This window comes from Nonlabens sp. Asnod2-A12 (genome assembly GCF_045063745.1).
Classification (GTDB): Bacteria; Bacteroidota; Bacteroidia; order Flavobacteriales; family Flavobacteriaceae; genus Nonlabens; species Nonlabens xylanidelens.
On sequence record NZ_JBEFOB010000003.1, the window covers coordinates 1,100,231 to 1,126,689 of the forward strand.

Consider the following 26,459-nt stretch of genomic DNA (forward strand, 5'->3'; position numbering starts at 1 on the left):
ACCATTATTATAGTTACCTATACAATTAAACGTAAGGAAGATATTTGATGAATTATATATAAAATAATGATTATCAAGTTTTTAAAACAAAATTATATAATCTAAATAATGTTCATATAAGCTGACATTTAACCACAAAAAAGAACTATAATTTAATCGCTTCGATCACAATACTACCCAACTCTTCAGAACTAGTAAAAAACAAGTAATCGGTTTCATGCTCTGAAAACTGATATTTCTTACGCAATTGTGCAACAGACTCTTTGTGATTGCGCGTCACCACTCCTCTAGCACTTTTACCGTAAAGCCTTTTAATCTTTTTAGGCTTGTTATCAATTACGTTTTTGATTTCAAATACACGACCTGGGAAATCTATTAAATGCTCTGAAGTAAATAGATGAGCATCTTGGTCTAATTTGGCTAACGGATATTGTTCTAAAATCGCGTCAAATTCTTGCGATTTCATTACCGCAGCATTAGGTTCATATAAATATTTCAAAGGGCTAGAATAACGCCCTATCAATTTATACTTTATTACAGATTCAAATACAGGCTGGACTGTTAAAAGATTTACACATTTAACTACCGGTGTATCTACCTGATCTTTGTTGAGAATCCATAACAATTCTTTTACCTCATTCTTAACCGCAACTATATGTAGGCTACTTACATATTTTAACTGCTGTAATCCAGCTGTTATGTCCAGCATGGGTGAGGTTTTAATCATGATTTGCTTACCTTTTTCTAATAAAAGCTCAAGGTTTTCTATCACATTAGGCTCATAATCTTTTAAAAGCACTGCCTTTGAATGGCTTGCTGTTTTGCGACTAGGGTCTATGTATATTAAATCATACAGGGAATTATTTTCTTTTAAAAATTGCATTCCGTCTGCACAATATGATTCCGTTTGAAGACCTTGTACTTTAAAAGAGTGCTGTGCATACTCTTGCAACTGGCTAGATAATTCTATGTGTGTTGTTGTTGTTGGGCACGCTTTCGCGAAAGCGGAAACGTCAACACCAAAACCACCAGTAAGATCTATCATACTATCGATCTTAAATATTTGAGATTTATAAACCGCGGTAGCTTGTGAGCTGGTCTGCTCAAGATTTACCTTAGGAGGATAAATAATCTGGTCGTTCTCAAAAAATGATGGGAATTTACTGCGTGCTTTCTGTAAACCTATCAATTGTTGGGTCAACTCAAGATTAGTCACCTCATTAAAAGGATGTTTCTTGAGCATAAAAGCAGCAGCGTTTTCATGCAAACACGATCTTAAATATGCCGTTACTTCTGGCAGAATTACCTTAAGATTCATTTATAAATTTTGAGTCAGTTTCTTAACGATTTTATATTCACTCAAGAATTCTTTTGAGATCACCTTTATCGCTGTGTAAGTAGGCACAGCAAGTACTAGACCTAATATACCGAATACAATACCTGCTATTAAAATAACAATGAATATTTCTAAAGGATGTGATTTTACACTTTTTCCAAAAATTAATGGCTGGTTCAAGAAATTATCAATGGTTTGCACAATTCCATACCCTACAAATACGATGATTAATTGCGGTAAAATAACGTCAGAAAAATTAGATCCTAAATTATCACTTATTACAAATGCAGACATAAGTACATAACCTATGGCGGGCCCTAAATATGGAACTAAATTCAATAATGCACAGAAAAAAGCGATGATAATAGCGTTTTCTACTCCTACTATAAATAAGATAACACTATAAAGAACAAATAGAATCAATACCTGAAATACTAAACCTATAAAGTAACGTGACAGGAGTTGTTTAATCTTTGTAAAAGCTCTTAAAAACTGACCTTCATTACCTTTTTTAGAAAACACTAAAACCCCTTCTAAAAGAAGACGGCTGTCTTTAAGCAAGAAAAACGATATAAAAAGTATAGAAAATAGACCTATTGCAAAGCTACCTAACGTACCGAAAAAACCATTAACGAACTGAGGAATAAGGTCCATATTAAAGTCTTGGTAATAATCGGTTTTTTGTAATCTCTCTAATAAATTTACTCTTTTAATTCCAAAATAATTACTTATTTGCTCATTAAGCACCTCTATATTAACCTGTAACTCTTCTAGGTCTATCTGGCTTAAATTTTCACTTTGCTCTGTAATAACAGGTATAACCATCATGACAACACCTATGATGATCATAAATAATATGAGTAATGTTATAATCACTGCAATGGTGTTATTAAACTTTAATTTATCTCTCAATAAAAGTACAATAGGTCGACCTATAAGAGAAAAAACTGCTGCTATACCTATATAAGCAAGTACCGACTGGATTTCCCACAAGAACCAAAGTAAAACAAGGATACCAAAGATGATACCTAGCGCTCTTAGTATACCAAAAGCAATGGATTTAGAATGTACTGCTTTGCTCATATTCTAATTGGTAAAAACGTATTTTATAATATTTGCGCCCATGTCTAGTGCTTTTTTACGCACCGCCGGTGGATCGTTATGTACCTCTGGACTTTCCCATCCATCGCCTAGATCACTCTCAAAGGTAAAAAGAAGGACTAATCTACCTTCATGAAAAAGACCTTTGGCCTGTGGTCGCTGACCTTCATGTTCATGAATCTTAGGGAGACCTTTTGGAAAATCTACATAACTATGAAAAATAGGATGTGTAGATGGTAATTCTATCAATTCCTGTTGTGGAAAAAGTTTAACGAGTTCTTTATTAAGATAAGGCTCCATACCATAATTATCATCTATATGTAAAAAACCACCACTTAATAAATAGTTTCTAAGGTTTTGAATATCGGCTTCATTTAAGACAACATTTCCATGTCCTGTCATGTGAATAAATGGGTATTGAAAAATATCAATACTGCTTACTTCTACCGTGGCAACCTCTTTATCTAGTTGTGTTTTTAAATTCTCATTACAGTATTGAACAAGATTAGGCATAGCAGTGGGATTAGAATACCAGTCACCACCACCATTATATTTTAAAACAGCAACTTGTTGAGCGTTAACAAAAATGGAGCTTAGTAGAACTAAGAATACAGTAAATATTTTCATAAGAAAGCAAATTACAAACTTATATGACAATAGTTATTAAATGTTATTAATTTTTGTGTAAAAAAAATAAAATAAAATCGTTACGATAACGTTAATTTTTTATATTTGAAGATATCATAATCCCCCCGTTATGAACATAACAACCTCTCAAAAAATACTGTTACCTATACTCAGTTTATCGGTAGCATTCTGTATGCTCGCATTTCAACATATTGAAAACAGCTCGCAACCCATTCAATTTTCACCTCAAAAAAACCCTGTAGTTATTGAACTATTCACGTCTCAAAGTTGCTATACTTGTAACAATGCAGATGCGGTAGCTAATGCAATAAAGGATTATGAAAATGTCATAGTTCTCTCCTATCATGTAGACTACTGGAACAGTTTAGGATGGAAAGACACCTTCTCTGACGCTAGACATACAGACTATCAACGTAGCTACGAGAACAAGTTGCACCAACCTTCTTTTACTCCACAAATGATAGTAAACGGTACTACAGAATTTGATGGTACTAACATAAGGATGCTCAACAACTCCTTAAAAAAGACAAGTACAACAGAAAAATTAATGAGTCCTACCGCTTCTAGAAATGGTAGAACTATTGATGTGTCATATAACCTTGAAAGTAATCAAGATTTTACTGATGCTTATGCACTGCTATTAATGGACTCTTTTGAAATAGACATAAATAAAAGTCCTAATACTAATATGACATTAGTAAATCCTAATGTAGTTTTAAAGAAAGTACCTTTAAAGACCAGCGTAGAAAAAGGTATCCAAACTTTTGAATTACCGAGTATGATTAATGAGAACAATAAATTTAAAGTTGCTCTTTTATTACAAGATGAAAATATGACTGTAGTAGCTGCGTCTATGGCTACTGTTCTATAAAACTATTAAAAACTGCAGCGGCATAAACTCCTGCAGTTTCTGTGCGCAATCTTTTAGTTCCTAACGACACAGGTGAAAAGCCTGTGTTGATTGCTGCCTCTATTTCTCTACTTGATAAATCACCTTCTGGACCTATAATAATCGTTAGGTCTTGCTCACGATTGATTATGTGAGTCAATAATTTTTTATCCGTTTCTTCACAGTGTGCGATGCATTTTACACCCATTACTGGATTTTCTAAAAACTGATTAAAGACTGTTAATTCTTTTATTTGAGGCAAGTAAAACTGATTGCTTTGCTGCATTGCACTCACAATTATCTTTTTAAACCTTTCTAGATTTATTTTCTTTCTCTCGCTGTGGTCACACAATAATGGTGTAATGGAAGCTATTCCCATTTCTGTAGCTTTTTCTAGAAACCACTCCATACGGTCATTCATCTTAGTAGGGGCTATTGCTACATGTAGTCTCGGAGATTGTTGAGGGTACGCTTTCGCGAAAGCGAGATCTATATTGCATTTACTACTAGTAACCAGACTTATGGTTCCATTAAAGAGGTTTCCTGCCCCATCTGTTATATGGACAGTATCTCCTACATTTTTACGTAAAGCCTTAGTCATGTGACGCGCTTGTTCTTTATCTAAGTGAAGAACAGTAGTATCAAGGGTAATATTTTCAAAATAAAATAATTGCATTACATTTCTATTCTAGGTGAAGCAGTTACTTCCATGCCTGCAAAGTTTCCTTCTAAATATTTAAAATATCCTGATATACCTATCATCGCAGCATTATCTGTAGTATATTGAAATGGAGGTATAAACACATTCCATCCTTTATTTTTATATGATAAAAGCTGGGTTCTAATACCTGAATTTGCACTAACACCACCACCTATCGCAACAGATTTAATTCCGGTTTGTTTTACTGCTTTTTCTACTTTTTGAAAAAGAATTTTAATAAGCGTGTACTGTATACTAGCGCATATATCTTTTAGATTTTTCTCAACAAAATCAGGATCTTTTTTTACCTCTCTCTGTATAAAATACAATACGGCAGTTTTAAAACCACTAAAACTATAATTAAGGTCTGGCGCTTTAGGTACAGGAAATGGGAATTTCTTAGGATCTCCTTCTTGAGCTAATTTATCTATTTGAGGACCTGCTGGATAACCTAACCCTAACATCTTACCACTTTTATCAAAAGCCTCTCCTATCGCATCATCTTGAGTGGTACCTATGACTTCCATTTCATGATAATCTGTAACTTTTACGATTTGAGTATGCCCACCGCTTATGGTAACCCCTAAAAATGGAAAATCTGGAGTTTTTTGATCTTCATTAATAAAATGTGCCAGTATATGACCATGCATATGATGAACATCTATAAGTGGTATATTTAATGCTAGAGATAATGATTTTGCAAAACTAGAACCTACTAAAAGACTCCCCATAAGTCCTGGACCTCTAGTAAAAGCAATAGCAGTTAAATTTTCTTTTGATATACCAGCCTGTTTTAATGCCTGATCTACTACAGGAACAATATTAGACTGATGTGCTCTAGAAGCTAGTTCTGGAACGACACCACCATATTTTGTATGTATCTCCTGACCAGCTACTACATTAGATAATACGCGATCATTTTTAAGAACGGCACAAGAGGTATCATCACATGATGATTCAATTGCAAGAATGTATGAAATTTGTGTATCCATTAAGGCAGAAAGGCATAAAAATTGGTAATCTTTGCAAAAGTAAATGATATATCATTAAGAAGCTTCTTAAAATACTAGCGAAAGCCGCTCTTGTACTTCTAATACTATTTATTTTATTAGTAGTAATTTTTTCTTTTCCAGCTGTGCAAACCGCAGCTGCAGATCGTGCGACGACCTATCTTAACGAAGAATATGATACAGATCTCAAAATAGAATCTATAGACATCTCATTTTCAGGAGACGTAATACTCAGAGAATCAAGAGCTCTAGATTCTAGAAAGGATACGATCTTTTATTTTAAAGAACTTAAATCTTCTATATTAGGTTTTGGAGATTTGTTGGGTGGACAGCCTGATTTAGGTGACACTTCTATAGATGGGCTTTATTTTCACATGAAAAGGTATAAAGGTGATAGTGACGATAATTTAACAGAATTCATCAATAAATTTGGAGAAAGTGAAGGGACATCTACAACACCATTTATACTTACCACTGACGATTTAAACATTACTAATTCTAGAATAAGTATAGTCGATGAAAATTTAAAGTATCCTGAAACTTTTATGGCAACAAATTTCAATCTACAATCTGATGGGTTAAAGATTGAGGGGTCTAACATTTCGGCCGTAATAGAAGATGCTAATTTTGACATGTACACTGGTGTAATGAAACCAGATGTAAATGGTAATAAAATTTTAAAGGTTAAAAATCTCAAAACTGATTTTTCCTATACCCCATCACAAATACTCGCAACCGACTTAGTTATTAATACCGCTGGGTCTATTCTTGAAGGTGACTTAAAAATGTCTTATAATAGAGAAGATTTTATCGATTTTGTAAATAAGGTCGATTGGGATTTTCATATTAAAAAAGCTGATTTATCTACTAACGAGTTGAGAAAATTCTATGATGAAATAATCGAGAATGAAACAGTACAATTAACCGGTGTACTCATAGGTCCATTAAATGACTTTACTGTAAATAACATGCTCGCTACAACATTGAGCGATATCACTATAGATGGTAATATGCGATTTAAGAATCTTATAGAAAATGAAGATGACTTTTTTATAGAAGGTGATTTTGATAATCTACAAATAAGTAACACAGACTTAAAACGATTTTTACCCAATATTCTAGGTAATACAATGCCTACCGAATTGAACCAATTAGGAACCATTAAAGCTGCTGGTTATGCAAGTGTCAATGCCAACAGAGTGGTAACTAAATTATCCGGATCTACACGTAAGGGTAATTTTAATTCTGATTTAGTTTTAAACGATATTCAAAGTGGCAATATCGCTTATAATGGAAATATTAAATTAAATCAAGTTCAATTAGGCTCTATACTAGGTCTAGAAGAATTTGGTGTAGTGACCTTAGATCTAGATGTTGATGGACGTGGTTTTGATCCTGAAAAAGTAAACACTACGCTAAGAGGTGAAGTAGCTCAACTAGATTTTAATGGCTATTCTTATAAGAACATAGTCGTTAATGGGAAATTCAAGAAACCTATTTTTAGAGGGAAAGTTTCTCTCAATGATCCTAATCTTAGAATGAACTTTAATGGACTAGCCGACCTTACCGCTGCTGTTAACACCTATGACTTTAAAGCTAGAATAGAACATGCAAATTTAAAAGCTATCAATGTGTTTACTCGTGACTCTCTAGCTATTCTAAAAGGAAATATAGTCATGAACATGAAAGGGACCACACTGGACGATGCTGTAGGTTCTATAAAAATTAATAATGCTAGTTACAAAAACCATAATGACGATTATGTCTTTGAAGATTTTGCAATAGAATCATCTTTTATAAACGACGAGAGACTCATCACTATTAATAGTCCCGACATTATAGAAGGTGAACTATCTGGAGTATTTAAACTTGCTGAAATCCCTGAACTATTTAAAAATAGTATAGGTAACGTTTACACCAACTATAGGTCAGAAAATATTACTAAAGATCAATATCTTGATTATGAGTTTAAAATTTATGATAAAATAGTAGATCTTGTATTCCCTGAAATTGACTTAGGTGAAAATACTATTTTAAAAGGTCAAGTAGCTAGTAACGAGGCGCAGTTTAGAATGACATTTAGATCTCCAGATATTAAGGTTTATGATATTGAACTGGATCAGGTTAATGTTCAAATAAACAATCAAAACCCATTATTTAATACATTCATTAAAGTAGACCAGGTAAAAAATGGTGTTTATGATATTGAAGACTTTCAGTTGATAAACGTTACTAATAAGGACACTTTACTTTTCCGTACTAAGTTCAATAGTACTGCACGTGAGACTGATAAATTCAATTTGAGTTTCTATCACACTATTAATGATAATAATGAGTCTGTTGTAGGAATAAGAAAAAGTGATGTCGTTTTTCAAGGTCAAAAATGGTTTTTAAATAAACAAGATCAAGAAGTGAAATTAAAATTTGACCATGATTTTAAAACTTTTAAATTAGACAGCCTCGTTGCAAAACACCAAGAAGAATTAATTACTATAGTAGGTGATGTTGCTGGAAAAGACACCAAAGATCTTCACTTAGACTTTAAAGATGTACGCCTCTCTAGTCTTACATCTCCTATAGACAGCTTAAAACTAAAAGGACACATAGATGGAGACCTATCGTTAAAACAAATTAACGGTAAGTATGCGCCTACTAGTGATTTTACGGTAAAAGGATTTGAGGTAAATGAAACACCATTAGGTGATTTTGAGCTATCTGTTACTGGAAATGATGACCTAAGTAGATACAATGTCAACGCGCAGCTTAAAGATGATGTTCAAAAAACATTTACAGCATCTGGTAATATTGATGCGAGTGGAGCCACCAGTAAGATAGATGTTAACGCAGTTTTTAAAGATTTTAATCTCGTCGCCTTAAGTCCCTTAGGTGGTGAAGTTCTCGATAATATAAGAGGTTTTACATCTGGACAAGCAAGATTAACAGGAGACCTACAAGCACCTGATATAGTGGGCTCTCTCAAAACGAGAGATGCAGGTCTAAGAGTTCCTTACTTAAACACCGATTTTGATATTGAGAATAATTCACAGATTTCAATTACATCAACCTCTTTTGATTTCAATAGTTTACAACTCAAGGATACAAAATACAATACCAGAGGTGTTCTATCTGGTACTATAAATCATAAAAACTTTGGTTTCTGGGATTTAGATCTTAAAATAGAATCAGAAAAATTACTTGCTCTAGACACGGAGTTGACACCAGATGCTCTTTATTATGGAACTGCATTTATCGATGGACAGGCCACTATTACAGGCCCTACTAATGAGCTTTTCATTAACGTAATCGCTACTACTGGTGAGGGAACCGTTTTTAAAGTCCCTATAGATGACGGTGAATCTCTAGGTGACACATCTGCCATTTACTTTTTAAGTCCTGAAGAAAAGAAAGCACGTATTTCTGGCGAGCAAGTTATTACAGATAAAATAAGTGGTCTAGAACTAAGGTTTGAACTGCAAGTCACACCTGATGCCGAAGTCGAAATAACAGTAGACCCAACTAACGGAAGTTATATACGCGGTAGAGGTGTCGGTAATTTACTATTAGAGATTAATACCAACGGTAAATTTATAATGAACGGTGATTTTATTGTTACCGAGGGTATATACAATTTTAAATATGCTGGTATCGTAAATAAAAACTTTACTATAGAACCAGGTGGTACCATGGACTGGAATGGAGATCCTACTAATGCAAATATAGATGTAGAAGCCGTATACAATACTAGAGCAAACCCTTCTATATTACTAGATAACCCTAACCTTAACGCACAAGTTCCTGTAGAGGTTCTTACTAAATTACAAGGTGACTTAAGTTTCTTTGATCCTGAGTTTGTTATTAGATTTCCTAATACCAATTCTGTTGTAAGCTCAGAATTACAGTACAGACTAGATGACAAATCTCAAAGACAGTTGCAAGCACTATCACTAGTAGCTACAGGCTCATTCTACAACCCAAATAGCATAGGCCAAAATGCTGTTACTGGTAACGTGGTAGAAAGTGTTACAGGAATTGTAAATGATCTAGTGAGTCGTGAGGATAGTAAATTTAACTTTGGAGTAAGCTATGAAGCGTCAGAACGTAACCCTAATTCTGACCTGGAACGTGCAGACCGTTTTGGTATAACACTAAGTACACAAATAACAGACCGTGTTTTAATTAATGGTAAACTAGGTGTTCCTGTGGGCTCTACCAGTTCTAGTGAAAGAGCTGTAATAGGTAATGTAGAAATTGAATTCTTAATAAATGAAGATGGAACTCTACGTTTAAAACTATTTAATAGAGAAAATACCTTACAACAACTAGGACAACAAGAAGACTATACTCAAGGTTTAGGACTACAATACCGTATAAACTTTGACAGTCTTAAAGAGCTGTATGAACGCATCTTCAAGAAGAAAATGGTTAAAGCTAGAGAGGTAAAAGCAAGTGAAGAAGTAGACAGCGCACCAGTACAGTTTAAATAATAGTTTACTACCTCAACACTATTTTTTCTATCATATCTTTACCTAAATGCTCATTAAGGTTTTTAATGATCATGGTACGACCATACATAAGTTCTTGTCTTAATACAGAAGATGATAAATTAACAAATAAAGTTCCTGCTGTAAACTTTAATTGCGTGGTGTAGTTAGTAACACCTGGTCCCATGATGGTATTCCATGCTCCTTCTACATCTACTTTTTCAAAACCTTTTTGCAACTTACTTTGTGATTTAAAATCACTTAATAAATCACTCATGCTTACAAAATCGTTCTTCTTATTGTTTCTCATCTGGCGTATATGCTTTGTAGGTGTATCTTGTACCGTTCTCATGAATTAAAACCAAAGTCTCTTCAGTTGCTTTTTCAACTTTCTGAGTATAGGCTTGTTCTCCTTGTTTAAAAGAAAGCCATAAATCGCCTTCTTTTTCTTCCCAAACAAAACTCACAGGATCACCATAGGATACAAAGCTACCATCATAAGTTGGACTTACACGGTTTTTTACACCTTTAAATCCATCTATTTCAAAATGGTCCATATGATTTGAAAAAGGGAACTCACGTTCACTTCCATTAGGTAAAACCACTTGATCTATATTCCAGTAACCTTCTATGGCTTGTATTTTGTCTTCATTACTACTGCATGAAATGAATAAAACAGCTAGTACTATGTAAAATAGATTTTTCATAATTTAAATATCTTATAAGATTGTTCTGTTTGTTTAATCACAGCCTCTGTTCGTTCTGGGTGTGTGTCACTTATAAATAGCTGTCCAAATTGATCGTCGTTAACCATGTCGATAATTTGTGCTACCCTAGATTCATCTAATTTATCAAAAATATCATCCAATAGTAAGATAGGTACGGTACCACTTTCTTGTTTTATGAACTCAAACTGCGCCAATTTTAATGCCGTTAGAAAGCTTTTTTGTTGCCCCTGACTACCAAATTTTTTAACGGCATGATTATCCAGCAAGAATAACAAATCGTCCTTATGCGTTCCCACACTAGTATACTGCAATTGCATATCTTTTTGTTGAGCACTTTTTAAAACTTGTGCAGCATCTGCGTTATTGAAATCGGCTTTGTAATATATATCCACTACCTCTTCTGATCGAGAAATTTGATGATAATATTTCTTAAAAATAGGAGTAAAAGATTCTAAAAACTCGGTTCTAGTTTTATGAATAAAACCACCTATAACAACTAGTTGTTCATCATAAACAGCAAGAGCATCACTATCAAAAGTACGATTGATAAAGAAGTACTTAAGCAATGCGTTACGCTGCTGTACCAGTTTATTGTAATTAATTAACTTATTTAAATACAACGAGTTGCTTAGTGATATCACTCCATCTAAAAACTTGCGTCTGGTATCACTACCTTCTATTATTAAATCTCTATCTGCTGGAGAAATTATAACCAGAGGTATTAACCCTATGTGATCACTAATCTTGTCATATATTTTACCATTGCGTTTTACCACACGCTTCACTCCTTTTTTTGCGCTGACTACTATTTTTTCATCTTGATCTTTTTTAGAAAAATTACCATTAACCACAAAAAACTCTTCATTATGCTTAATATTCTGAATAGTAATGGGATTAAAGTAACTTTTGGCAAAAGCAAGGTGATAAATCGCGTCTAAAACGTTGGTTTTTCCTACACCATTGTTCCCTACAAAGCAATTTATCTTCTTATCGAAGTCAAATTCTGCCGAAGAAAAGCTTTTATAGTTAATAAGACTAATAGAATTAAGATGCATAGAAGAATACGGTAACTAATTGTGGATTAATGATTTAAAAGTATTCCGCTTTCGCGAAAGCGGAATAATAACCATCTGTATAAGACATTTGCAAATTTAACCTAAGAAAAGGTAGAGAATAAAGCTTTCACACATTTTTATATATGGATAAAAATTATATTTTTGCGCGTTCAATTAATGACTACTATGGCTACTTATAACAAAAGAGGATACAAACCGAAAACAAAACCAGAAAAAATAGAGAAAGAAGAAATCTTTGATGACTCTGAATCTACTACAGCTGAAGTATTTAGTACCCTAGATGAAGGTGCTAACAAAACAGAAGAATGGTTAGAAAAAAACCAAAAAACTCTTATAATAGTAGTTGCTGTTATAGCTATAGGTGCATTATGCGCTTGGGCTTATAGTCAGTTTGTTCTAGAACCTAAACAAGAAGAGGCTGTTTCAGAAACTACTGAAGCAAACAAATATTATGATCTTGCTCTTAACTCTACTGGTAAAGAAAAAGACTCACTTTATACACTAGCACTAGAAGGTGTTAATGGAAAATTCGGTTTAATAAAAATATCTGAAGAGTACAGTGGTACTGATGTAGGTAACATTGCTACTTACCAGGCTGGTATGGCATACTTAAACATAGGTGGTGATAAGCTACAAAAAGCTATCGATTACCTTAAGGCATATGATGGTGGTGATTCTGTATTACAGTCTATCGCACAAGCTGGAATAGGTGATGCACTTGTACAAGCTGGTCAGGCTGGAGATGCTGTTTCTTATTACATGAATGCTGCAGAGACTAATGAAAATGAATTTACAACTCCTAAGTATTTACTTAAAGCTGCTCAAGTAGCTTTAACAACTGGAGATAACAGCACTGCTGTAAAAGCTCTAGAAAGAATTGAAGAGAACTATCCTAATGCAGAAGAATTTAAGACTGCACAGGTACTTCTAGGACAGGCTCAAGCAGCTTCTAACTAAGACACTATGGCAACCGTAGGAAAAGATCTATCACATTACGATAAAGAAAGCATGCCAGACGCTACTGACATGCGTATAGGTATAGTTGTATCTGAGTGGAATGACGATATTACTGAAAACCTTTTTAAAGGTGCTCAAGAAACGTTACTAGATTGTGGTATTGATCCAGAACGTATTTTCCGTATGGATGTACCTGGTTCTTTTGAGCTTATTTACGGATGTAAAAACATGCAATATGCTACTTATCCTATAAAAGATAGCAAACTACGTAAACCTCTAGATGCTGTCATTGCCATAGGTAGTGTTATACGAGGAGAAACGGCACATTTTGACTTTGTATGTAACGGCGTTACTAGCGGTATTAAAGATTTAAATTTAAATAAATCTAGAGTGCCAGTTATCTTTTGTGTTTTAACAGATAATACTCATGAACAGTCTGTTGCACGCAGCGGTGGTATTCATGGAAATAAAGGTAGTGAAGCAGCTGTAGCAGCGATTAAAATGGCTGCAATAAAACAAGGCCTTTAAATATAGTTCCTTACTAAAATAAAAAACGGCTATCAAATTAAATTTGATAGCCGTTTTTCTATTTTATAAAAGTAAACTTTTTGTAGAACTACTTTTTTCTTAACCCTATCAATTGATAGATTCCTAAAATTATAAGTCCTGCAGCTAGAATCCATTGATAACTCTCTACTTCAGATTTTTGTACAAACTTATCGTACAGTTTCCATGCGCCTATACCTATAAAAGCTATAGATAATAACAAGGTGTATTTACGTTTGTTAGAATCTTGATTAGACATCTTTCTTAGGTAATAATGTATAGGCAATATATAGTCCATAAGCTATAAAACCAGCTGATAATACAAGTCTCCATGAAGCCATCTCTTCACCTAATCCAAAATGAGCATATAATCTATAAGCACCAAAACCTATAAAGGCTACTGCCATAATACTTCCTAAAATCGGATTTCTTTTTCTAACTGCCATAATAATGTTTTATCCGGCAAAGATAAATAAAAAGTACTCCTTAAGAGGCAAATATGAATGCTTGATATAATGCAATTGCTTTGAAAAACTAGTTATATAGTATGTCAAAAATTAAGCGTTGAAATACTTTGAATTCCATATGGCCGTATTAAAATTCTTTCCTGCTGCAAACGAGTAGTACAATACTATCGCTGCAATAGATTTAAAAGTAAAAAAGAAAATTAATAAAAATTGAACATTTGTAGTATCCTTTGAAAAGACTCCATTAGGAATTAAATAGGCCAATAAAAGACTCACGATTACAGTAGAGAAAATAAGGTTTTCAAAACTCTTAAAATTCCATGCCCAAATTTTTCTAAAAGGGTTTAAATCATTTCCCCATTTATGTATAAGATAGAAATAGCCATTTCCTATAGGTGCAAATAGTAACGGATCATCTGCATCTTCTAATTTGAACATCTTAGAAGGAGCAACTATTTTAAAACCACGCATTTCTATATCGTGATCCTTTTCCATCTCTTTAATCTTCATTAAAGCTTCATATGGAATCTCGTTCTTAAAATACTTAGTATCCAGAAATCGCAATCTATAGGTTATACAAATATCTTGTATTTGATCTATGTGATAAATGCGATCTTTATTTAATAAATCGATATTAAAATGATTGCGAGGCGTGGGTTTTTGCGGGCTTTTCATACGCGCCATAATCGCATCTTCTCTCCTACCATCTTCTTTAAGAATAGCTGCCACCTGATCAATAATATCAGTTTCTTTAAAGTTTTTTGCTTTAGATTTCTTGAGCTTTTCTTCAATATTAGTACGATTCCACATAACAACTTCCTGATTAAACGAGTGAGTATTAAACAAGTCTTGTTGCAAAAACAACAAACTCCTTCACTGTATAGGTCGTAAAGGAGCCTCTATAATTTCAAAATGAGAATGTTAATTTTTCCGCTTTCGCGAAAGCGGAAAATACAATCTATTAATATCTATTAGGGTTTCTAGGGCTTTTAGAATGCTCGTACTCCTTCTTATAATAACGTTCTAAAAAAAGATGAACATCATCCTTTAATAAAATTCTAGACACCCTAGATATAATCCAAAATATTAAAAACAAAAAAGGTGCTAAGTAAAAAATACCATTCAAAATTGGGATTAAGCTGAATAATAAACAAATTAAAAACGCTAAACCAAAACCGTATCGCATAGGAACATGAATATGATCATTGGAAACGATATAAAAATCATCCTTAGAAGTTGACAAGCAAATTTTCAAATTGTTAGGAAACTTCTTTTTAGGAACAAAATACCCCTCATACAAACTTACTTCACCATCATAATAATCACTTTTAGCAAGCGCTTCCATAATTTTTCTAGAAGTGGCATCTCTTTTAATAGAAGTTTTCTCTTTATAAGCACCGTCAAAAAAATCTAGAAATATAGAAATCATTGATATCTATTATGGTTTCTAGGGCTTTTAGAATACCCTCGTTTATTTTTAAAATAATTCATCAGAAAATAGTCCACGTACTTTTGTCGAGACCAACTTATTAAATTATTTACGATAAGAATTACAAACGTGGATATACCTATAATTGTCCAAAACTGGTATGAGAATACATAACTAAAAATTCCTACTGTAATAAGAAGAAATACGTAATAGGCAAAAGGAAATAAAAAATCTGCAACAATGGTATAAGTACCATCATCAGATTCATTTACAGATATTTCTATATTGTTAGGAAATCTTCTAGCTCTAAACTCAAAGCCGTTAGACTTAACACCACCTGCATATTGATCCTTATTGATCAAAGATTTCAATGTATGAAAAGAGTCATCGTTGATCTTGATAACAGTTTGTTCAGTACACGCAGCACTGAACAAACTTATTACCGTTTTAATGATCTTTTTAAACATAGAAAGATCTATCTACCTCAATACTGCACCAGCCTGATTCTCTAGTTGCTGCTGTATCTTATTCATAGCTTTATCTATTTGCTTATCTGTAAGTGTTTTATTAGCATCTTGTAGTGTAAAGTTTAAGGCATAAGATTTTTTACCTTTAGGTAACTTACTACCCTCATAAACATCAAAAAGCTGCACCGACTTTAAAATCTTCTTTTCAGAATTTAAAGCAATTTCTCTAAGTTGTTTGAAATTCACAGCATCATCTACTAACAATGCAAAATCTCTACTCACTTCAGGGAATTTAGGTATATCAGTAACAGGAGTATATTCCTTAGAAACTATTTTTAACACCTCATCCCAATAAATATTTGCAAAATGTACGGTTACCTCTATACCGAAGTTCTTTGCAACCTTCTTTTTTACCACACCTAGATCGGCAATTTTTGCACCACTACTTAATGCAATACCTTCACTTAAGAAATCTAATTTAGTAGGTTTTTCATTTATAGTATTAATTCCTAAACGCTTTAAAACAGCAATCACAGCACCTTTAAGATAAAAGAAATCTGCTGGTTGTGATGGACCATTCCATGTAGGACTAGAAGTATTACCAGCCGTTAAAATACTCAAATGCTTATTTTCTGTAAACTGACGTTCTTGATACTGGTGGTAACTACTACCGAATTCAAATAACCTCAGGTTCTCTTGTTTTCTATTTAAGTTATAAGCGATCGCTTCTAGACCTCCATAAATTAAACTCTGTCTCATTACAGCAAGATCACTACTTAGAGGATTTAACATACTCACCTGGTTTTTAGGTGAAATTTGCTCTGTAAGTGTGTGGTTCTTTTCAGATGTTAAGCTGTTTGCCATCATCTCAATAAAGCCTTGTCCTACCAGCTGTTGTGCTACTATATTTTGTACTCTATTGTTTTCTAGTTTTGAAGACTTTGCAATAGTTGCATTAATCTTTGAAGAGCTTTCTATACGGTCATAACCATAAACTCTTAATATCTCCTCAATAACATCTGCTGGGCGAGTTACATCATTTCTATAAGCAGGAATAGTAAGTCCTATACCAGTTTCTGTTACGTTATTTACATTTATATCTAGAGTTCTTAAAATACTTTTAATCTCTTCTTTAGGTATTTCTTGACCTATTAAAGAGTTTACCTTTTGATAAGTTAAGAACACTTGTTGATCTTCTATTTTCTGAGAATACAAGTCTGTAATATCACTAGATATCTCACCACCTCCAGTTTCCTGAATTAACAATGCGGCTCTTTTAAGAGCATATTCTGTAATATTAGGATCTATACCACGCTCAAATCTAAAAGAGGCATCGGTATTAAAGTTGTGTCTTTTTGCAGTTTTACGCACGCTTACTGGATTAAAGTACGCACTTTCTAAGAAAATAGAAGTCGTCCCTTCTGTAACACCACTATTCTCACCACCATAAACACCTGCGATACACAAAGGCTTTTCTGTATCACATATCATTAAATCATCTTCATGAAGCTTGTGCTCTACACCATCTAAGGTTGTGAACGGCGTGTCTTTCTCAAGAGTTTTTACTATAATTTTATTACCAGCAATTTTTGATAAATCAAAGGCATGAAGCGGCTGTCCTAACTCGTGCATTACATAATTAGTAACGTCTACCACATTATTCTTAGGCGCAATACCTATGGCGCTTAATCTATTTTTAATCCATTCTGGAGATTCCTTAACCTTAATTCCTGTAAGGGTCACACCGCAATAACGCGGTGCTAGATCTGTATTTTCTACTTCTATATCTACTCTAGAAGAGCGACTATCTACATGAAAACCACTCACAGATGGTGTAATAAACTCTACCGCGTCTGCATTAACGGCTAGACCAGCTCTTAAATCACGTGCCACACCCATGTGCGACATCGCGTCAGACCTGTTAGGCGTTAAACCTATTTCTATAACATGATCCAGTTCTATATCTACTACATCTTTAAGCGGTGTACCTACCTCTAGATTCTCATCTAGAACCATGATACCGTCATGTGACTTACCTAGACCTAACTCATCTTCGGCACATATCATTCCATGACTTTCTTCACCTCTTATTTTGCCTTTTTTGATTTTCCAGGCTTCACCTTTATCATCATATAAAGTAGTACCTATGGTAGCAACAGGCACTTTCTGACCTGCGGCAACATTAGGCGCGCCACAAACTATTTGAACCGTTTCTGTACCTAGGTTTACCTTTGTTACCTTAAGCTTATCTGCATTAGAATGCTGCTCGCAAGACTCTACATATCCTACGACTATGCCTTCCAGCCCACCTTTAACGCTTTCAAATTTTTCTAAACCTTCTACTTCTAACCCTAGAGAGGTTAATAAGGCAGTATGTTCTTCCAGCGCTTCTGGCACGTTGATAAATTGCTTGATCCAGTTATAGGAAACTCTCATAAATCCATTGCTTTTTAAGGTCGGTAAAGATAGTTATATGTCCGCTTTCGCGAAAGCGGAACCTACATAAACATTATACATAAATTCACAGTTCTTTATAACGATAAAACGGCTTAAATTCTCAAATTCTAAAGGTTGTAAACACCATTGTTCTAAATTATATTTAATGGCTCACACCACGATTAAAATGTTAGAAATCTTTTAAATAATGTCTACTTTTAAACCGAAAATAAAATTCTATGAAAAATCTAGTCGTACTCTCTGGCGCAGGTGTTAGTGCAGAAAGTGGTATCGCAACCTTTAGAGATGCCGGTGGTTTATGGGAAGGTCACGACATTATGGAAGTCGCCTCGCCAGACGGTTATGCTGCAAACCCTGCATTAGTTTTAGATTTTTACAACAAGCGTCGTGCACAATTAAAAGAAGTTGTACCTAATGATGCTCATTTTTGTATCGCTGGATTAGAACGTAATTATAATGTGCAGGTAATTACACAAAATGTGGACGATCTGCACGAGCGTGCCGGTTCTTCTACTGTAATTCACCTTCACGGCGAGTTAAAAAAAGCACGCAGTTCTAAGAATAGACATGAAATTCAAGATTGCGATGGAGATATCTTAATGGGTGATTTAAGTGCCGATGGTTCTCAATTGCGACCACACATAGTATGGTTCGGTGAAGAAGTGCCTGCAATGGAACAAGCTATAGAACTGGTCTCAAAAGCAGATGTACTCCTTATAATAGGAACATCGCTACAAGTCTACCCTGCTGCTGGACTCAAAGATTTTGCACCTAGCACTACACCTATTTATTTTGTAGACCCTGCACCTTCTATAGAGTCTCATGGAAAACTTACTGTAATCAAAGAAAAAGCAAGCAAAGGCGTACAAATGGTAGCCGATTTATTAAATATAGAAAAATAATGAAAACACTTTTAAGCTTTTTATCGATCTTGTTTCTAGTTAGTTGTAATCACGACAATAAAAAAGACGCAGAACGTGAAATGGTAGAAGATGTGATCGTTCCTACCACAGAATCTAGGCCAATAAAAGAGTCTGTTACTGACAGCACAAGTTCAAATGTTACCTCTTACCTATCAGCATACAAATCAAAATTAGAAGCATCTAAATATAAATATGTCATAAGCAACCACAACGGATTACTATCACCTCCTGGTTTTTATGATGTAGATGAGACGTATTCTAAAGGAATTGAGAACATAGAACGTGCTTTAAAAGACATAGGAAAAACGGTCGTTAAAAAGAACAGTTTTCAATACAAAGCCCAGGTAAAGAGAAATGGTGACGTTTTTCCTCAAGGAACTATGATCGAATATATCTTTAAAAATGATTCCATAGCTACAGCTAGTTATACCAGACTCATGGAGTTAAAATCTGGTAGTGAAGCTGTATGGAAAGACGGTATAGACTGGAATTCACCAGCACTTATGGTACGTAAAGAAAATCGTATTTACCACATTATTACTGGTGGTGATCACATGGCAGGAACAGAAAATGAGATTGCAGATATCATATTTTAAGTAAAAATACCCACAATGACCGCTGCAGATTTAAAACAGAATTTAAAAAAACTAAAAGCCTATAAGGCAGAACGTGTGCGGCTAGGAACCGCTGCTGTAGAATTTAATCTGTTACCAGAACTTATAGAATGGTGTCGTCCAGAAAGTGGCGTTTCTCACCAGGCCTGCTGGAGTCTGGAGCAATCTTTCTTAATTCATGAATATGCTTGCTATCCATTTTTAAAGGAAATAGGTGAATTATACGAGTTAGAAATCAACTCTTCTGGCATGCGTGCTTTGTGTAAAATATCTGGAATTTTAACCAAACAATTCTATAGCAAAAAAGATAACAAAGTAAAAAAACTACTTCTTAAACCCATAAGAGAAAGCATGGTAGAAGGTTGTTTTCAAGAATTAATAACTACCGATAAGACAGCAAACATGGCTTATTCTGTTTACAGTCTCTTTGAATTAGGCAAAGAGTTTGAGTGGATATATCCAGAATTAGCGCCAGTTTTACAACAAAAATTACAAGAAGATTATGGTAACGGCTTTAAGTCTAGTGCCAGAATAATCTTAGCCAAAATAGACTCTCAATAGATCTATAATCAATTATTAAAACCGTAATTTAGCACGCTTTAAAGACACAATTATGCCTACTGCTTTACAAGCTATTTCTCCTATCGATGGACGTTACCGTTCTAAAGTCGAGCCACTTGCAAATTACTTTTCTGAGTCTGCACTGATACGTTACCGCGTTCTTGTAGAAGTAGAGTATTTTATCGCTTTAAGCGAAAGCGGAATCAAACAACTACAACCACTACCTGAGCAAACTCAAGAACAATTAAGAGACTTGTACCGCAAGTTTAATGATGAGCATGCACAAGCTATTAAAGACATAGAAAAGGTTACTAACCACGATGTCAAAGCTGTAGAATATTTCTTGAAAGAACAATTTGATACGTTAGGGTTATCTGACCATAAAGAGTTCATACACTTTGGGCTTACCTCTCAAGATATAAATAACACAGCTATACCTCTATCTATTAAAGATGCTATAGAAAATGTGTATTTACCAGAATTAGAAGCTGTACGTGACGATATTCACAGACTAGCAAATGAGTGGAAAGACATCCCATTACTAGCTCGTACTCATGGACAGCCAGCATCTCCTACTCGTTTAGGTAAGGAGTTTTATGTATTTGTCGTGCGTATAGAAGAGCAAATGAATATGCTGGAGCAAGTACAGCACGCAGCAAAATTCGGTGGTGCAACAGGTAATTATAACGCACATCACGTGGCGTTTCCAGAAGTGAACTGGCAGCGTTTTGGAGAAGATTTTGTTGAGAGTCGTTTAGGTTTAAAACACAGTTTCCCAACAACACAAATTGAGCATTATGACCACATGGCTGCTCTTTTTGACAATTTAAAAAGAATCAACACCATATTTATAGATCTAGATCGTGATATCTGGACGTACATATCTATGGATTACTTTAAGCAAAAGATCAAAGCTGGTGAGATAGGTTCTAGTGCCATGCCGCACAAAGTAAACCCTATCGACTTTGAAAATTCTGAAGGTAACTTAGGAATTGCAAATGCTCTTTTTGAACACCTAGCAGCAAAATTACCTATATCTAGATTACAACGTGACCTTACAGATTCTACCGTATTGAGAAATGTAGGTGTACCACTTGCACATACTATAATAGCGTTTAAAGCTACTTTAAAAGGACTTAATAAACTTTTATTAAACGAGGCAAAAATCGCTCAAGATCTAGAAAACAACTGGGCTGTTGTAGCAGAGGCTATTCAGACTATTTTACGTCGTGAGGCGTATCCTAATCCTTATGAAGCTTTAAAAGAACTAACTCGTACTAATGAAAAAATCACTGGTAAGAGTATTGCAAACTTCATTGAAACCTTAGACGTAAGTGAAGATATTAAAGCAGAGATGAGAGTCATTACTCCTAGTACTTTTACAGGGATTTAATTCTTATTCTTTACCTTTTATACCAAAGCCTTGACTAAAAGTCAGGGCTTTTTTTATGACTAGTTATAAGTAACTTTTGCCCTAGTATAAATCTGGACATTCACTTTTATTGAAACTTATTATTAAATCAAACTTATCAACTATGAGCATTCTTGCCATTTTATTAAACATTTTCTTACCGCCTATAAGCGTTGCGCTTAAAAAAGGTGCTGGTAAAGATCTTACTATAAATATAATCCTCACCTTCTTAGGTTATTTACCAGGTATAGTTCACGCATTTTACATAACATCTAAAAAGTAGCCGTTTAAGTTAATAGAATAACAATTCGTAATATTTTAAGAAAGTAACCGAATATCAATCAGTAAATTTGGATATATCAAAAAACAACTAACTATGAGCATTCTTACTATTATATTAAACATTTTCTTACCGCCTTTAAGTGTAGCGATGAACAAAGGATTAGGTAAAGACTTTATAATTAATGTTATTCTAACCTTATTAGGTGGAATACCAGGAATGATTCACGCATTTTACGTGACATCAAAATAAATTTTAGAATTAAAATTGCTTTGAAAAAGATGAAAACCGATGCCTTACAGCATCGGTTTTTTTTGTGTTTAAAAATGAATGTTGCTTTCCATCATCAATCTTTAGTATCTTCAAATAAGACATCTAGTTCAACATTAGGCGTGTTTTCTTTCAGGAATGCGACTAGATTAAGAATAGCACCATCTGTCATCGTATAGCCACCTAGTCTATCTTTTCTACCGTCTTTTGCTATTGCGCTTATTTTATTATAACTGATTCTTATTTTATCAAAATCTGCTATCGGTGCGTAGTAGGTTGATTCTGCTTCCTCAAAATACAAATTACCTTCTTCTACTTTAATAATTCTCTCTACTACTTCTTTATTGGTATAGAATTTATATACTAGCAATAAAATAAATCCTAACATTAAATAAGGCCAGTGCTGTAAAATGATCCAGGAGTCTTCTGTGGCATGAGTACCAAAATAATAAATACCAATAAATGGAAAAATATCACTAAACACATTATTCATATCATACCACTTATCATGTGCATTAATTTTTATCACCTTACCTATTGGTTTACCTATATTTATATAATTAGATAATAAAACAAGACTCCAAAACAATAGTATACCATAATAAAAAGTCCATTCTGTAAAATACTCCGTTAGATCTTTGAAAATTACAAGAGCATAAATGCCCCATATAAAAATATGAAACAATACGCTTTTCCAGGACGGTCTTTTTTTCTTTAAAAATTGATCTTTGTTCCACATATTATTTCATTGCTGCGTCTTCAAACAGCTCTTCTCTATTTTCATAAAGAGAAACCTCTATATCTGTTAGATTTGTTTCTAAAAAACTCTTCAGTTGCTCTTTTTCTTCTTCATTTAATTCTAGATCATTAAGCATCTCAATTTTTCCTTCTTTTGGAAAAAATGATAAATGAGTAAATGCTATTTTTATTTTTTGGATATCATCTAATAAAATATTCTTTTCACCTAAACCAAAGGATATTCTAAGTCGACTGTTATCTATTTTAAATATTTTAGTTTCTGTACGTTGCTTTTCATAAGCATTTATACCTAGAATTAAACTGAATTTCAACACAATCAAACCAAACACAATATGGAACCATTCAAATACATAATTATCATCTGTAATTAAAAATACCGCTGCTCCTATCAAAGCTATAAAACCTAAAAAACTAAGTATTCTAGAGTATAGCAAACTTTTCTCAACTACAGAAAGATCCAAATAATCACCACTATTCATTAACGTTAACTCTTCTTGATCTTCAAACAAAAGAAACTTTCTAATTAAAAACCACAACGTAATGATAATTAAATAAGTAATAGCAACTAAGTCCAAATAATTATATGGAAAGAAATCAAAACCTAGAAATAATACAGGAATAATAAATGCTGTAACAAATAGCAAATTAGGCACATAATCCAGATAGCTTTCTGGCCTTACACTTTTTATAAAACCTTCTTTCTTCCTGAAAAATGCCAGTACTTTCTCTCTAAACCCTATTTCTTTATTATGAGTCATTTAATGAATATACTTAATTACTACAGTCCGTTATATACCATCTATTCAACCCTACAACCTCTTAGCCTCTTCCCAGAAAACATCCATTTCTGCTAGAGTCATATCTCTCAGTTCTTTGCCTAATTCTTTAGCTTTGGATTCTAGGTATTGAAAACGTTTTATAAACTTCTTGTTGGTGCGCTCTAGAGCATCTTCTGGATTTACTCCTAAGTGCTTACCATAATTAACTAGTGAGAATAGCACATCGCCAAATTCGGCCTCGATCTTATCCTTATCTCCTGCATCTATTTCTACCTGCAGCTCTGCCAGTTCTTCTTCTAGCTTTTCTTTTACTTGTTCTGGCTTTTCCCAATCAAAACCTACTCCAGCTACTTTATCTTGTATGCGCTGGCTTTTTACCAGTGCTGGCAGTGATTTGGGCACACCTTCTAGCACGCTAGATTTCCCTTCTTTTAATTTCAGCGCTTCCCAGTTTGCTTTTACCTCTTCTTCATCCTTTACTTTTACATCTCCATAAATATGTGGATGTCTAGATATCAATTTATCACAAATACCGTTTGCCACACTAGCGATATCAAAGTCGTTAGTCTCCGACCCTATTTTTGCATAGAACACAATATGCAGTAATAAATCGCCCAATTCCTTAGGAATCTCTTCCATATCCTTATCTAGAATCGCATCGCCCAGCTCATACGTTTCCTCTATAGTCAGGTGTCTCAACGACTCTAGCGTTTGCTTTTTATCCCATGGACACTGCTCTCGCAACTCATCCATAATGGTTAATAATCTATCTATGGCTTTGAGTTGATCCTTTCTGTTGTTCATTTTAGTCTATTATTTTGAGCGATTGAGAGCCTTTTGTGAGTTTGTTAGATTATTTTTATCTCGCTTTCGCGAAAGCGGAACTTTTATCCAACAATAATACTGGCATAAAATTAGTTACTTAAACTATAAAATCGACACGATGAGAATTCTATTTATAATTACTTTTTCACTTTTACTTTCTAACCTATCCGTAGCACAACAATATGTTACCGATGAAGATATGGAAGAAACGGTGATGGCAAACGACGACCAGATCAAAGTACTCTATTTTACTGCGCCCTGGTGTGGACCGTGTCAGTATATGAAACCGGTTATTAAATCCATAGCAGATGATGAGTCTGTTAACGTAACTATTTATAAAATGAATACCGATGATAACATAGCCGATGATATTCTAGGAGTTCACAGCATACCTACTTATTTCTTTATTAAAAATGGTCGCAAAATAGGACAAAGCGGTAGTGTCATGCGTCGCGACGAAATGGTAAAGATGATAGAAAGACACGACCGTTTGACCGTAAAAGGTGATCTATTACCTTATAAAGGAAAACCGTCTAAATATGAAATAGTAGAAGGTGCTCATGAAAAGCTGACTAAAAAAAACTTAGAACAACTCTGGTACAGTACTCACCAATTAAATGAACTGAGTTGGAAAATATATCAAAATCTTAATGACAAACAAGATTTAAACTGTGCTATAGTTTTAATAAACCGATCTATAGAACTAGAAGAAAATGTTTCTAATCTAGAGACTAAAGCGCATTTACTGCATAAAACAGGAGAAAACAAAAAGGCTTTAAAAACAGCAAAAAGAGCAAAAAAACTAGCCAATCGTAATAACGAGTCTGCTGCTATTGTTGAGCAGTTAATTGAAAAAATAGAAGCCGAATAGTATTTTTAAAGCATCTTTGTTCCTTTAAAAACTAAGCATTGTTTCATTTCATATTTTCATACTTCGCACATCTTCTTAAGTCGTTTCATTTACATGGTATACACTCACCATTTGTGTTTCAACTAGAGAAAAAATGTCTTAAAGATTCTACTACCTATACAGATTACTTAAAACTGTCTCAATATCGCAATAGTGTTAACGCGTCTGACAAAACTCTTCATATAGAAGATCATGGTGCGGGCAGCAGGGTTTTTAAAACTAACGACCGCAAGGTAAAAGACATTTTAAGACACAATTGCAGTACTCAAAAAGATGCGCAAATGCTTTATCGCATTTGCAATTATCTTAAAGTAAATACAGTACTTGAATTAGGCACATCACTAGGTATAGCGACTCATGCTATGGCTATAGCGAGACCAGATGCTATAATTACCACCGTAGAAGGTAGTCCAGAGGTTTATGAATATGCCGCAACTGCATTAGTTCATAACGGTATTGAAAATGTAAACTGCATCGCTTCTACTTTTAAAAAATTCTTTGATGAATATGATTTTAATGAAATTACTTATGATCTTATTTATATAGATGGGCATCATGATGGTACAGCAACATTAAATTATTTTGAAGCTATACTGGATAAAGTGCACAATGACAGTGTAGTGATTTTTGATGATATCTACTGGTCTACAGACATGACCGCTGCATGGAATAAAATATGCGCACATTCTAAGGTAACCGCTAGCGTAGATTGCTTTGATATAGGTATGGTGTTTTTTAGAAAAGAACAATTGCCCGAACGTTTTTATATAAAATTGTAACTAAAAAACAATTGCTGCGTCATACTCGTACAAACTATAATTCATAACTTAGTTCC

At 33.9% G+C, this 26,459-nt stretch carries 29 protein-coding genes; 12 read left to right on the forward strand and 17 right to left on the reverse strand.

What is annotated here, in order from left to right:
* Nucleotides 1–145: 145 nt before the first annotated feature.
* From ACJJVJ_RS05055 to ACJJVJ_RS05065, 3 genes are read right to left on the reverse strand one after another with little or no spacing between them, the layout of a single operon-like run.
* Nucleotides 146–1,318, reverse strand: coding sequence for a THUMP-like domain-containing protein (locus tag ACJJVJ_RS05055; RefSeq protein WP_405369391.1), 1,173 nt, complete (start codon nt 1,316–1,318; stop codon nt 146–148).
* Nucleotides 1,319–2,419: an AI-2E family transporter gene (locus ACJJVJ_RS05060; RefSeq protein WP_405369392.1), complete on the reverse strand. Its 1,101-nt coding sequence runs from the start codon at nt 2,417–2,419 to the stop codon at nt 1,319–1,321.
* A 3-nt stretch (nt 2,420–2,422) separates the two neighbouring features.
* Nucleotides 2,423–3,064 (reverse strand): DUF4159 domain-containing protein, encoded by a 642-nt coding sequence (locus ACJJVJ_RS05065; protein ID WP_405369393.1) that lies wholly within the window; start codon nt 3,062–3,064, stop codon nt 2,423–2,425.
* Nucleotides 3,065–3,194: 130 nt separating this feature from the next.
* Between ACJJVJ_RS05065 and ACJJVJ_RS05070 the strand changes: the two genes are divergently transcribed.
* Nucleotides 3,195–3,956 (forward strand): DUF1223 domain-containing protein, encoded by a 762-nt coding sequence (locus ACJJVJ_RS05070; RefSeq protein WP_405369394.1) that lies wholly within the window; start codon nt 3,195–3,197, stop codon nt 3,954–3,956.
* Here the strand turns inward: ACJJVJ_RS05070 and ACJJVJ_RS05075 are convergent.
* Both ACJJVJ_RS05075 and tsaD read right to left on the reverse strand, forming a co-directional pair.
* Complete coding sequence (locus tag ACJJVJ_RS05075; protein WP_405369395.1) at nt 3,943–4,650, reverse strand: 16S rRNA (uracil(1498)-N(3))-methyltransferase; 708 nt, start codon at nt 4,648–4,650, stop codon at nt 3,943–3,945. The two genes, ACJJVJ_RS05070 and ACJJVJ_RS05075, sit on opposite strands and share 14 nt — an antisense overlap.
* Nucleotides 4,650–5,666, reverse strand: a complete 1,017-nt coding sequence (tsaD, locus tag ACJJVJ_RS05080; RefSeq protein WP_405369396.1) for a tRNA (adenosine(37)-N6)-threonylcarbamoyltransferase complex transferase subunit TsaD — start codon at nt 5,664–5,666, stop codon at nt 4,650–4,652. Before tsaD ends, ACJJVJ_RS05075 begins: the two co-directional genes overlap by 1 nt.
* A 143-nt stretch (nt 5,667–5,809) precedes the next feature.
* Here tsaD and ACJJVJ_RS05085 point away from each other — a divergent pair, with 143 nt between their 5' ends.
* Nucleotides 5,810–10,168, forward strand: a complete 4,359-nt coding sequence (locus tag ACJJVJ_RS05085) for a translocation/assembly module TamB domain-containing protein (RefSeq protein WP_405369397.1) — start codon at nt 5,810–5,812, stop codon at nt 10,166–10,168.
* A 7-nt stretch (nt 10,169–10,175) separates the two neighbouring features.
* Here the strand turns inward: ACJJVJ_RS05085 and ACJJVJ_RS05090 are convergent, their stop codons facing one another.
* From ACJJVJ_RS05090 to recF, 3 genes are read right to left on the reverse strand one after another with little or no spacing between them, the layout of a single operon-like run.
* Nucleotides 10,176–10,475, reverse strand: coding sequence for a DUF721 domain-containing protein (locus ACJJVJ_RS05090; RefSeq protein WP_104515316.1), 300 nt, complete (start codon nt 10,473–10,475; stop codon nt 10,176–10,178).
* Nucleotides 10,462–10,872: a lipocalin family protein gene (locus ACJJVJ_RS05095; protein ID WP_405369398.1), complete on the reverse strand. Its 411-nt coding sequence runs from the start codon at nt 10,870–10,872 to the stop codon at nt 10,462–10,464. The genes ACJJVJ_RS05090 and ACJJVJ_RS05095 overlap by 14 nt, the downstream gene beginning before the upstream one ends.
* Complete coding sequence (recF, locus tag ACJJVJ_RS05100) at nt 10,869–11,948, reverse strand: DNA replication/repair protein RecF (RefSeq protein WP_405369399.1); 1,080 nt, start codon at nt 11,946–11,948, stop codon at nt 10,869–10,871. The genes ACJJVJ_RS05095 and recF overlap by 4 nt, the downstream gene beginning before the upstream one ends.
* A gap of 162 nt (nt 11,949–12,110) precedes the next feature.
* Here recF and ACJJVJ_RS05105 point away from each other — a divergent pair, with 162 nt between their 5' ends.
* Nucleotides 12,111–12,926 (forward strand): tol-pal system YbgF family protein, encoded by an 816-nt coding sequence (locus ACJJVJ_RS05105; protein ID WP_245890656.1) that lies wholly within the window; start codon nt 12,111–12,113, stop codon nt 12,924–12,926.
* Nucleotides 12,927–12,932: 6 nt separating this feature from the next.
* The gene (gene ribH, locus ACJJVJ_RS05110; RefSeq protein WP_104515319.1) at nt 12,933–13,454 is read left to right on the forward strand and encodes a 6,7-dimethyl-8-ribityllumazine synthase; all 522 of its coding nucleotides are present in this window, start codon (nt 12,933–12,935) and stop codon (nt 13,452–13,454) included.
* Between the two features lie 88 nt (nt 13,455–13,542).
* On the opposite strand, the gene ACJJVJ_RS05115 is transcribed toward ribH, so the two are convergent.
* The 6 genes from ACJJVJ_RS05115 to pheT form a co-directional block, all read right to left on the reverse strand.
* Complete coding sequence (locus ACJJVJ_RS05115) at nt 13,543–13,731, reverse strand: hypothetical protein (RefSeq protein WP_405369400.1); 189 nt, start codon at nt 13,729–13,731, stop codon at nt 13,543–13,545.
* Nucleotides 13,724–13,918, reverse strand: coding sequence for a hypothetical protein (locus ACJJVJ_RS05120; protein ID WP_104515321.1), 195 nt, complete (start codon nt 13,916–13,918; stop codon nt 13,724–13,726). The genes ACJJVJ_RS05115 and ACJJVJ_RS05120 overlap by 8 nt, the downstream gene beginning before the upstream one ends.
* 111 nt (nt 13,919–14,029) lie before the next feature.
* Nucleotides 14,030–14,749 (reverse strand): hypothetical protein, encoded by a 720-nt coding sequence (locus ACJJVJ_RS05125; RefSeq protein WP_405369401.1) that lies wholly within the window; start codon nt 14,747–14,749, stop codon nt 14,030–14,032.
* 151 nt (nt 14,750–14,900) lie between these two features.
* Nucleotides 14,901–15,368 (reverse strand): hypothetical protein, encoded by a 468-nt coding sequence (locus ACJJVJ_RS05130; RefSeq protein ID WP_405369402.1) that lies wholly within the window; start codon nt 15,366–15,368, stop codon nt 14,901–14,903.
* Nucleotides 15,365–15,835: a hypothetical protein gene (locus tag ACJJVJ_RS05135; protein ID WP_405369403.1), complete on the reverse strand. Its 471-nt coding sequence runs from the start codon at nt 15,833–15,835 to the stop codon at nt 15,365–15,367. The genes ACJJVJ_RS05130 and ACJJVJ_RS05135 overlap by 4 nt, the downstream gene beginning before the upstream one ends.
* A gap of 12 nt (nt 15,836–15,847) precedes the next feature.
* On the reverse strand, nt 15,848–18,271 hold the full coding sequence (gene pheT / locus ACJJVJ_RS05140) for a phenylalanine--tRNA ligase subunit beta (protein ID WP_405369404.1): 2,424 nt from the start codon (nt 18,269–18,271) through the stop codon (nt 15,848–15,850).
* Between the two features lie 239 nt (nt 18,272–18,510).
* Between pheT and ACJJVJ_RS05145 the strand changes: the two genes are divergently transcribed.
* From ACJJVJ_RS05145 to ACJJVJ_RS05170, 6 genes are all read left to right on the forward strand, one after another.
* Complete coding sequence (locus ACJJVJ_RS05145; RefSeq protein ID WP_405369405.1) at nt 18,511–19,194, forward strand: SIR2 family NAD-dependent protein deacylase; 684 nt, start codon at nt 18,511–18,513, stop codon at nt 19,192–19,194.
* Complete coding sequence (locus ACJJVJ_RS05150; protein WP_405369406.1) at nt 19,194–19,811, forward strand: hypothetical protein; 618 nt, start codon at nt 19,194–19,196, stop codon at nt 19,809–19,811. The genes ACJJVJ_RS05145 and ACJJVJ_RS05150 overlap by 1 nt, the downstream gene beginning before the upstream one ends.
* A 15-nt stretch (nt 19,812–19,826) precedes the next feature.
* Entirely contained in the window at nt 19,827–20,390 is a 564-nt protein-coding gene (locus ACJJVJ_RS05155) for an adenylosuccinate lyase (protein ID WP_405369407.1), read from the forward strand.
* A gap of 52 nt (nt 20,391–20,442) precedes the next feature.
* Nucleotides 20,443–21,783 (forward strand): adenylosuccinate lyase, encoded by a 1,341-nt coding sequence (gene purB, locus ACJJVJ_RS05160; RefSeq protein ID WP_405369408.1) that lies wholly within the window; start codon nt 20,443–20,445, stop codon nt 21,781–21,783.
* A gap of 142 nt (nt 21,784–21,925) precedes the next feature.
* Entirely contained in the window at nt 21,926–22,084 is a 159-nt protein-coding gene (locus ACJJVJ_RS05165) for a YqaE/Pmp3 family membrane protein (RefSeq protein ID WP_405369409.1), read from the forward strand.
* Nucleotides 22,085–22,177: 93 nt separating this feature from the next.
* Entirely contained in the window at nt 22,178–22,333 is a 156-nt protein-coding gene (locus ACJJVJ_RS05170) for a YqaE/Pmp3 family membrane protein (protein ID WP_104515330.1), read from the forward strand.
* Between the two features lie 94 nt (nt 22,334–22,427).
* Here the strand turns inward: ACJJVJ_RS05170 and ACJJVJ_RS05175 are convergent, their stop codons facing one another.
* Genes ACJJVJ_RS05175 through mazG form a run of 3 tightly spaced genes read right to left on the reverse strand, consistent with a single transcriptional unit; the run spans nt 22,428 to nt 24,693 of the window.
* Nucleotides 22,428–23,090 (reverse strand): hypothetical protein, encoded by a 663-nt coding sequence (locus tag ACJJVJ_RS05175; RefSeq protein ID WP_405369410.1) that lies wholly within the window; start codon nt 23,088–23,090, stop codon nt 22,428–22,430.
* A 1-nt stretch (nt 23,091) separates the two neighbouring features.
* Nucleotides 23,092–23,868, reverse strand: a complete 777-nt coding sequence (locus tag ACJJVJ_RS05180) for a hypothetical protein (RefSeq protein ID WP_405369411.1) — start codon at nt 23,866–23,868, stop codon at nt 23,092–23,094.
* A gap of 51 nt (nt 23,869–23,919) precedes the next feature.
* Complete coding sequence (gene mazG / locus ACJJVJ_RS05185) at nt 23,920–24,693, reverse strand: nucleoside triphosphate pyrophosphohydrolase (RefSeq protein WP_104515334.1); 774 nt, start codon at nt 24,691–24,693, stop codon at nt 23,920–23,922.
* Between the two features lie 139 nt (nt 24,694–24,832).
* Here mazG and ACJJVJ_RS05190 point away from each other — a divergent pair, with 139 nt between their 5' ends.
* Both ACJJVJ_RS05190 and ACJJVJ_RS05195 read left to right on the forward strand, forming a co-directional pair.
* Nucleotides 24,833–25,585 (forward strand): thioredoxin family protein, encoded by a 753-nt coding sequence (locus tag ACJJVJ_RS05190; protein ID WP_405369412.1) that lies wholly within the window; start codon nt 24,833–24,835, stop codon nt 25,583–25,585.
* 113 nt (nt 25,586–25,698) lie between these two features.
* Nucleotides 25,699–26,403 carry an O-methyltransferase gene (locus tag ACJJVJ_RS05195; protein WP_405369413.1) on the forward strand — a complete coding sequence of 235 codons (705 nt, stop codon included), beginning with the start codon at nt 25,699–25,701 and terminating at the stop codon, nt 26,401–26,403.
* Nucleotides 26,404–26,459 lie beyond the last annotated feature (56 nt).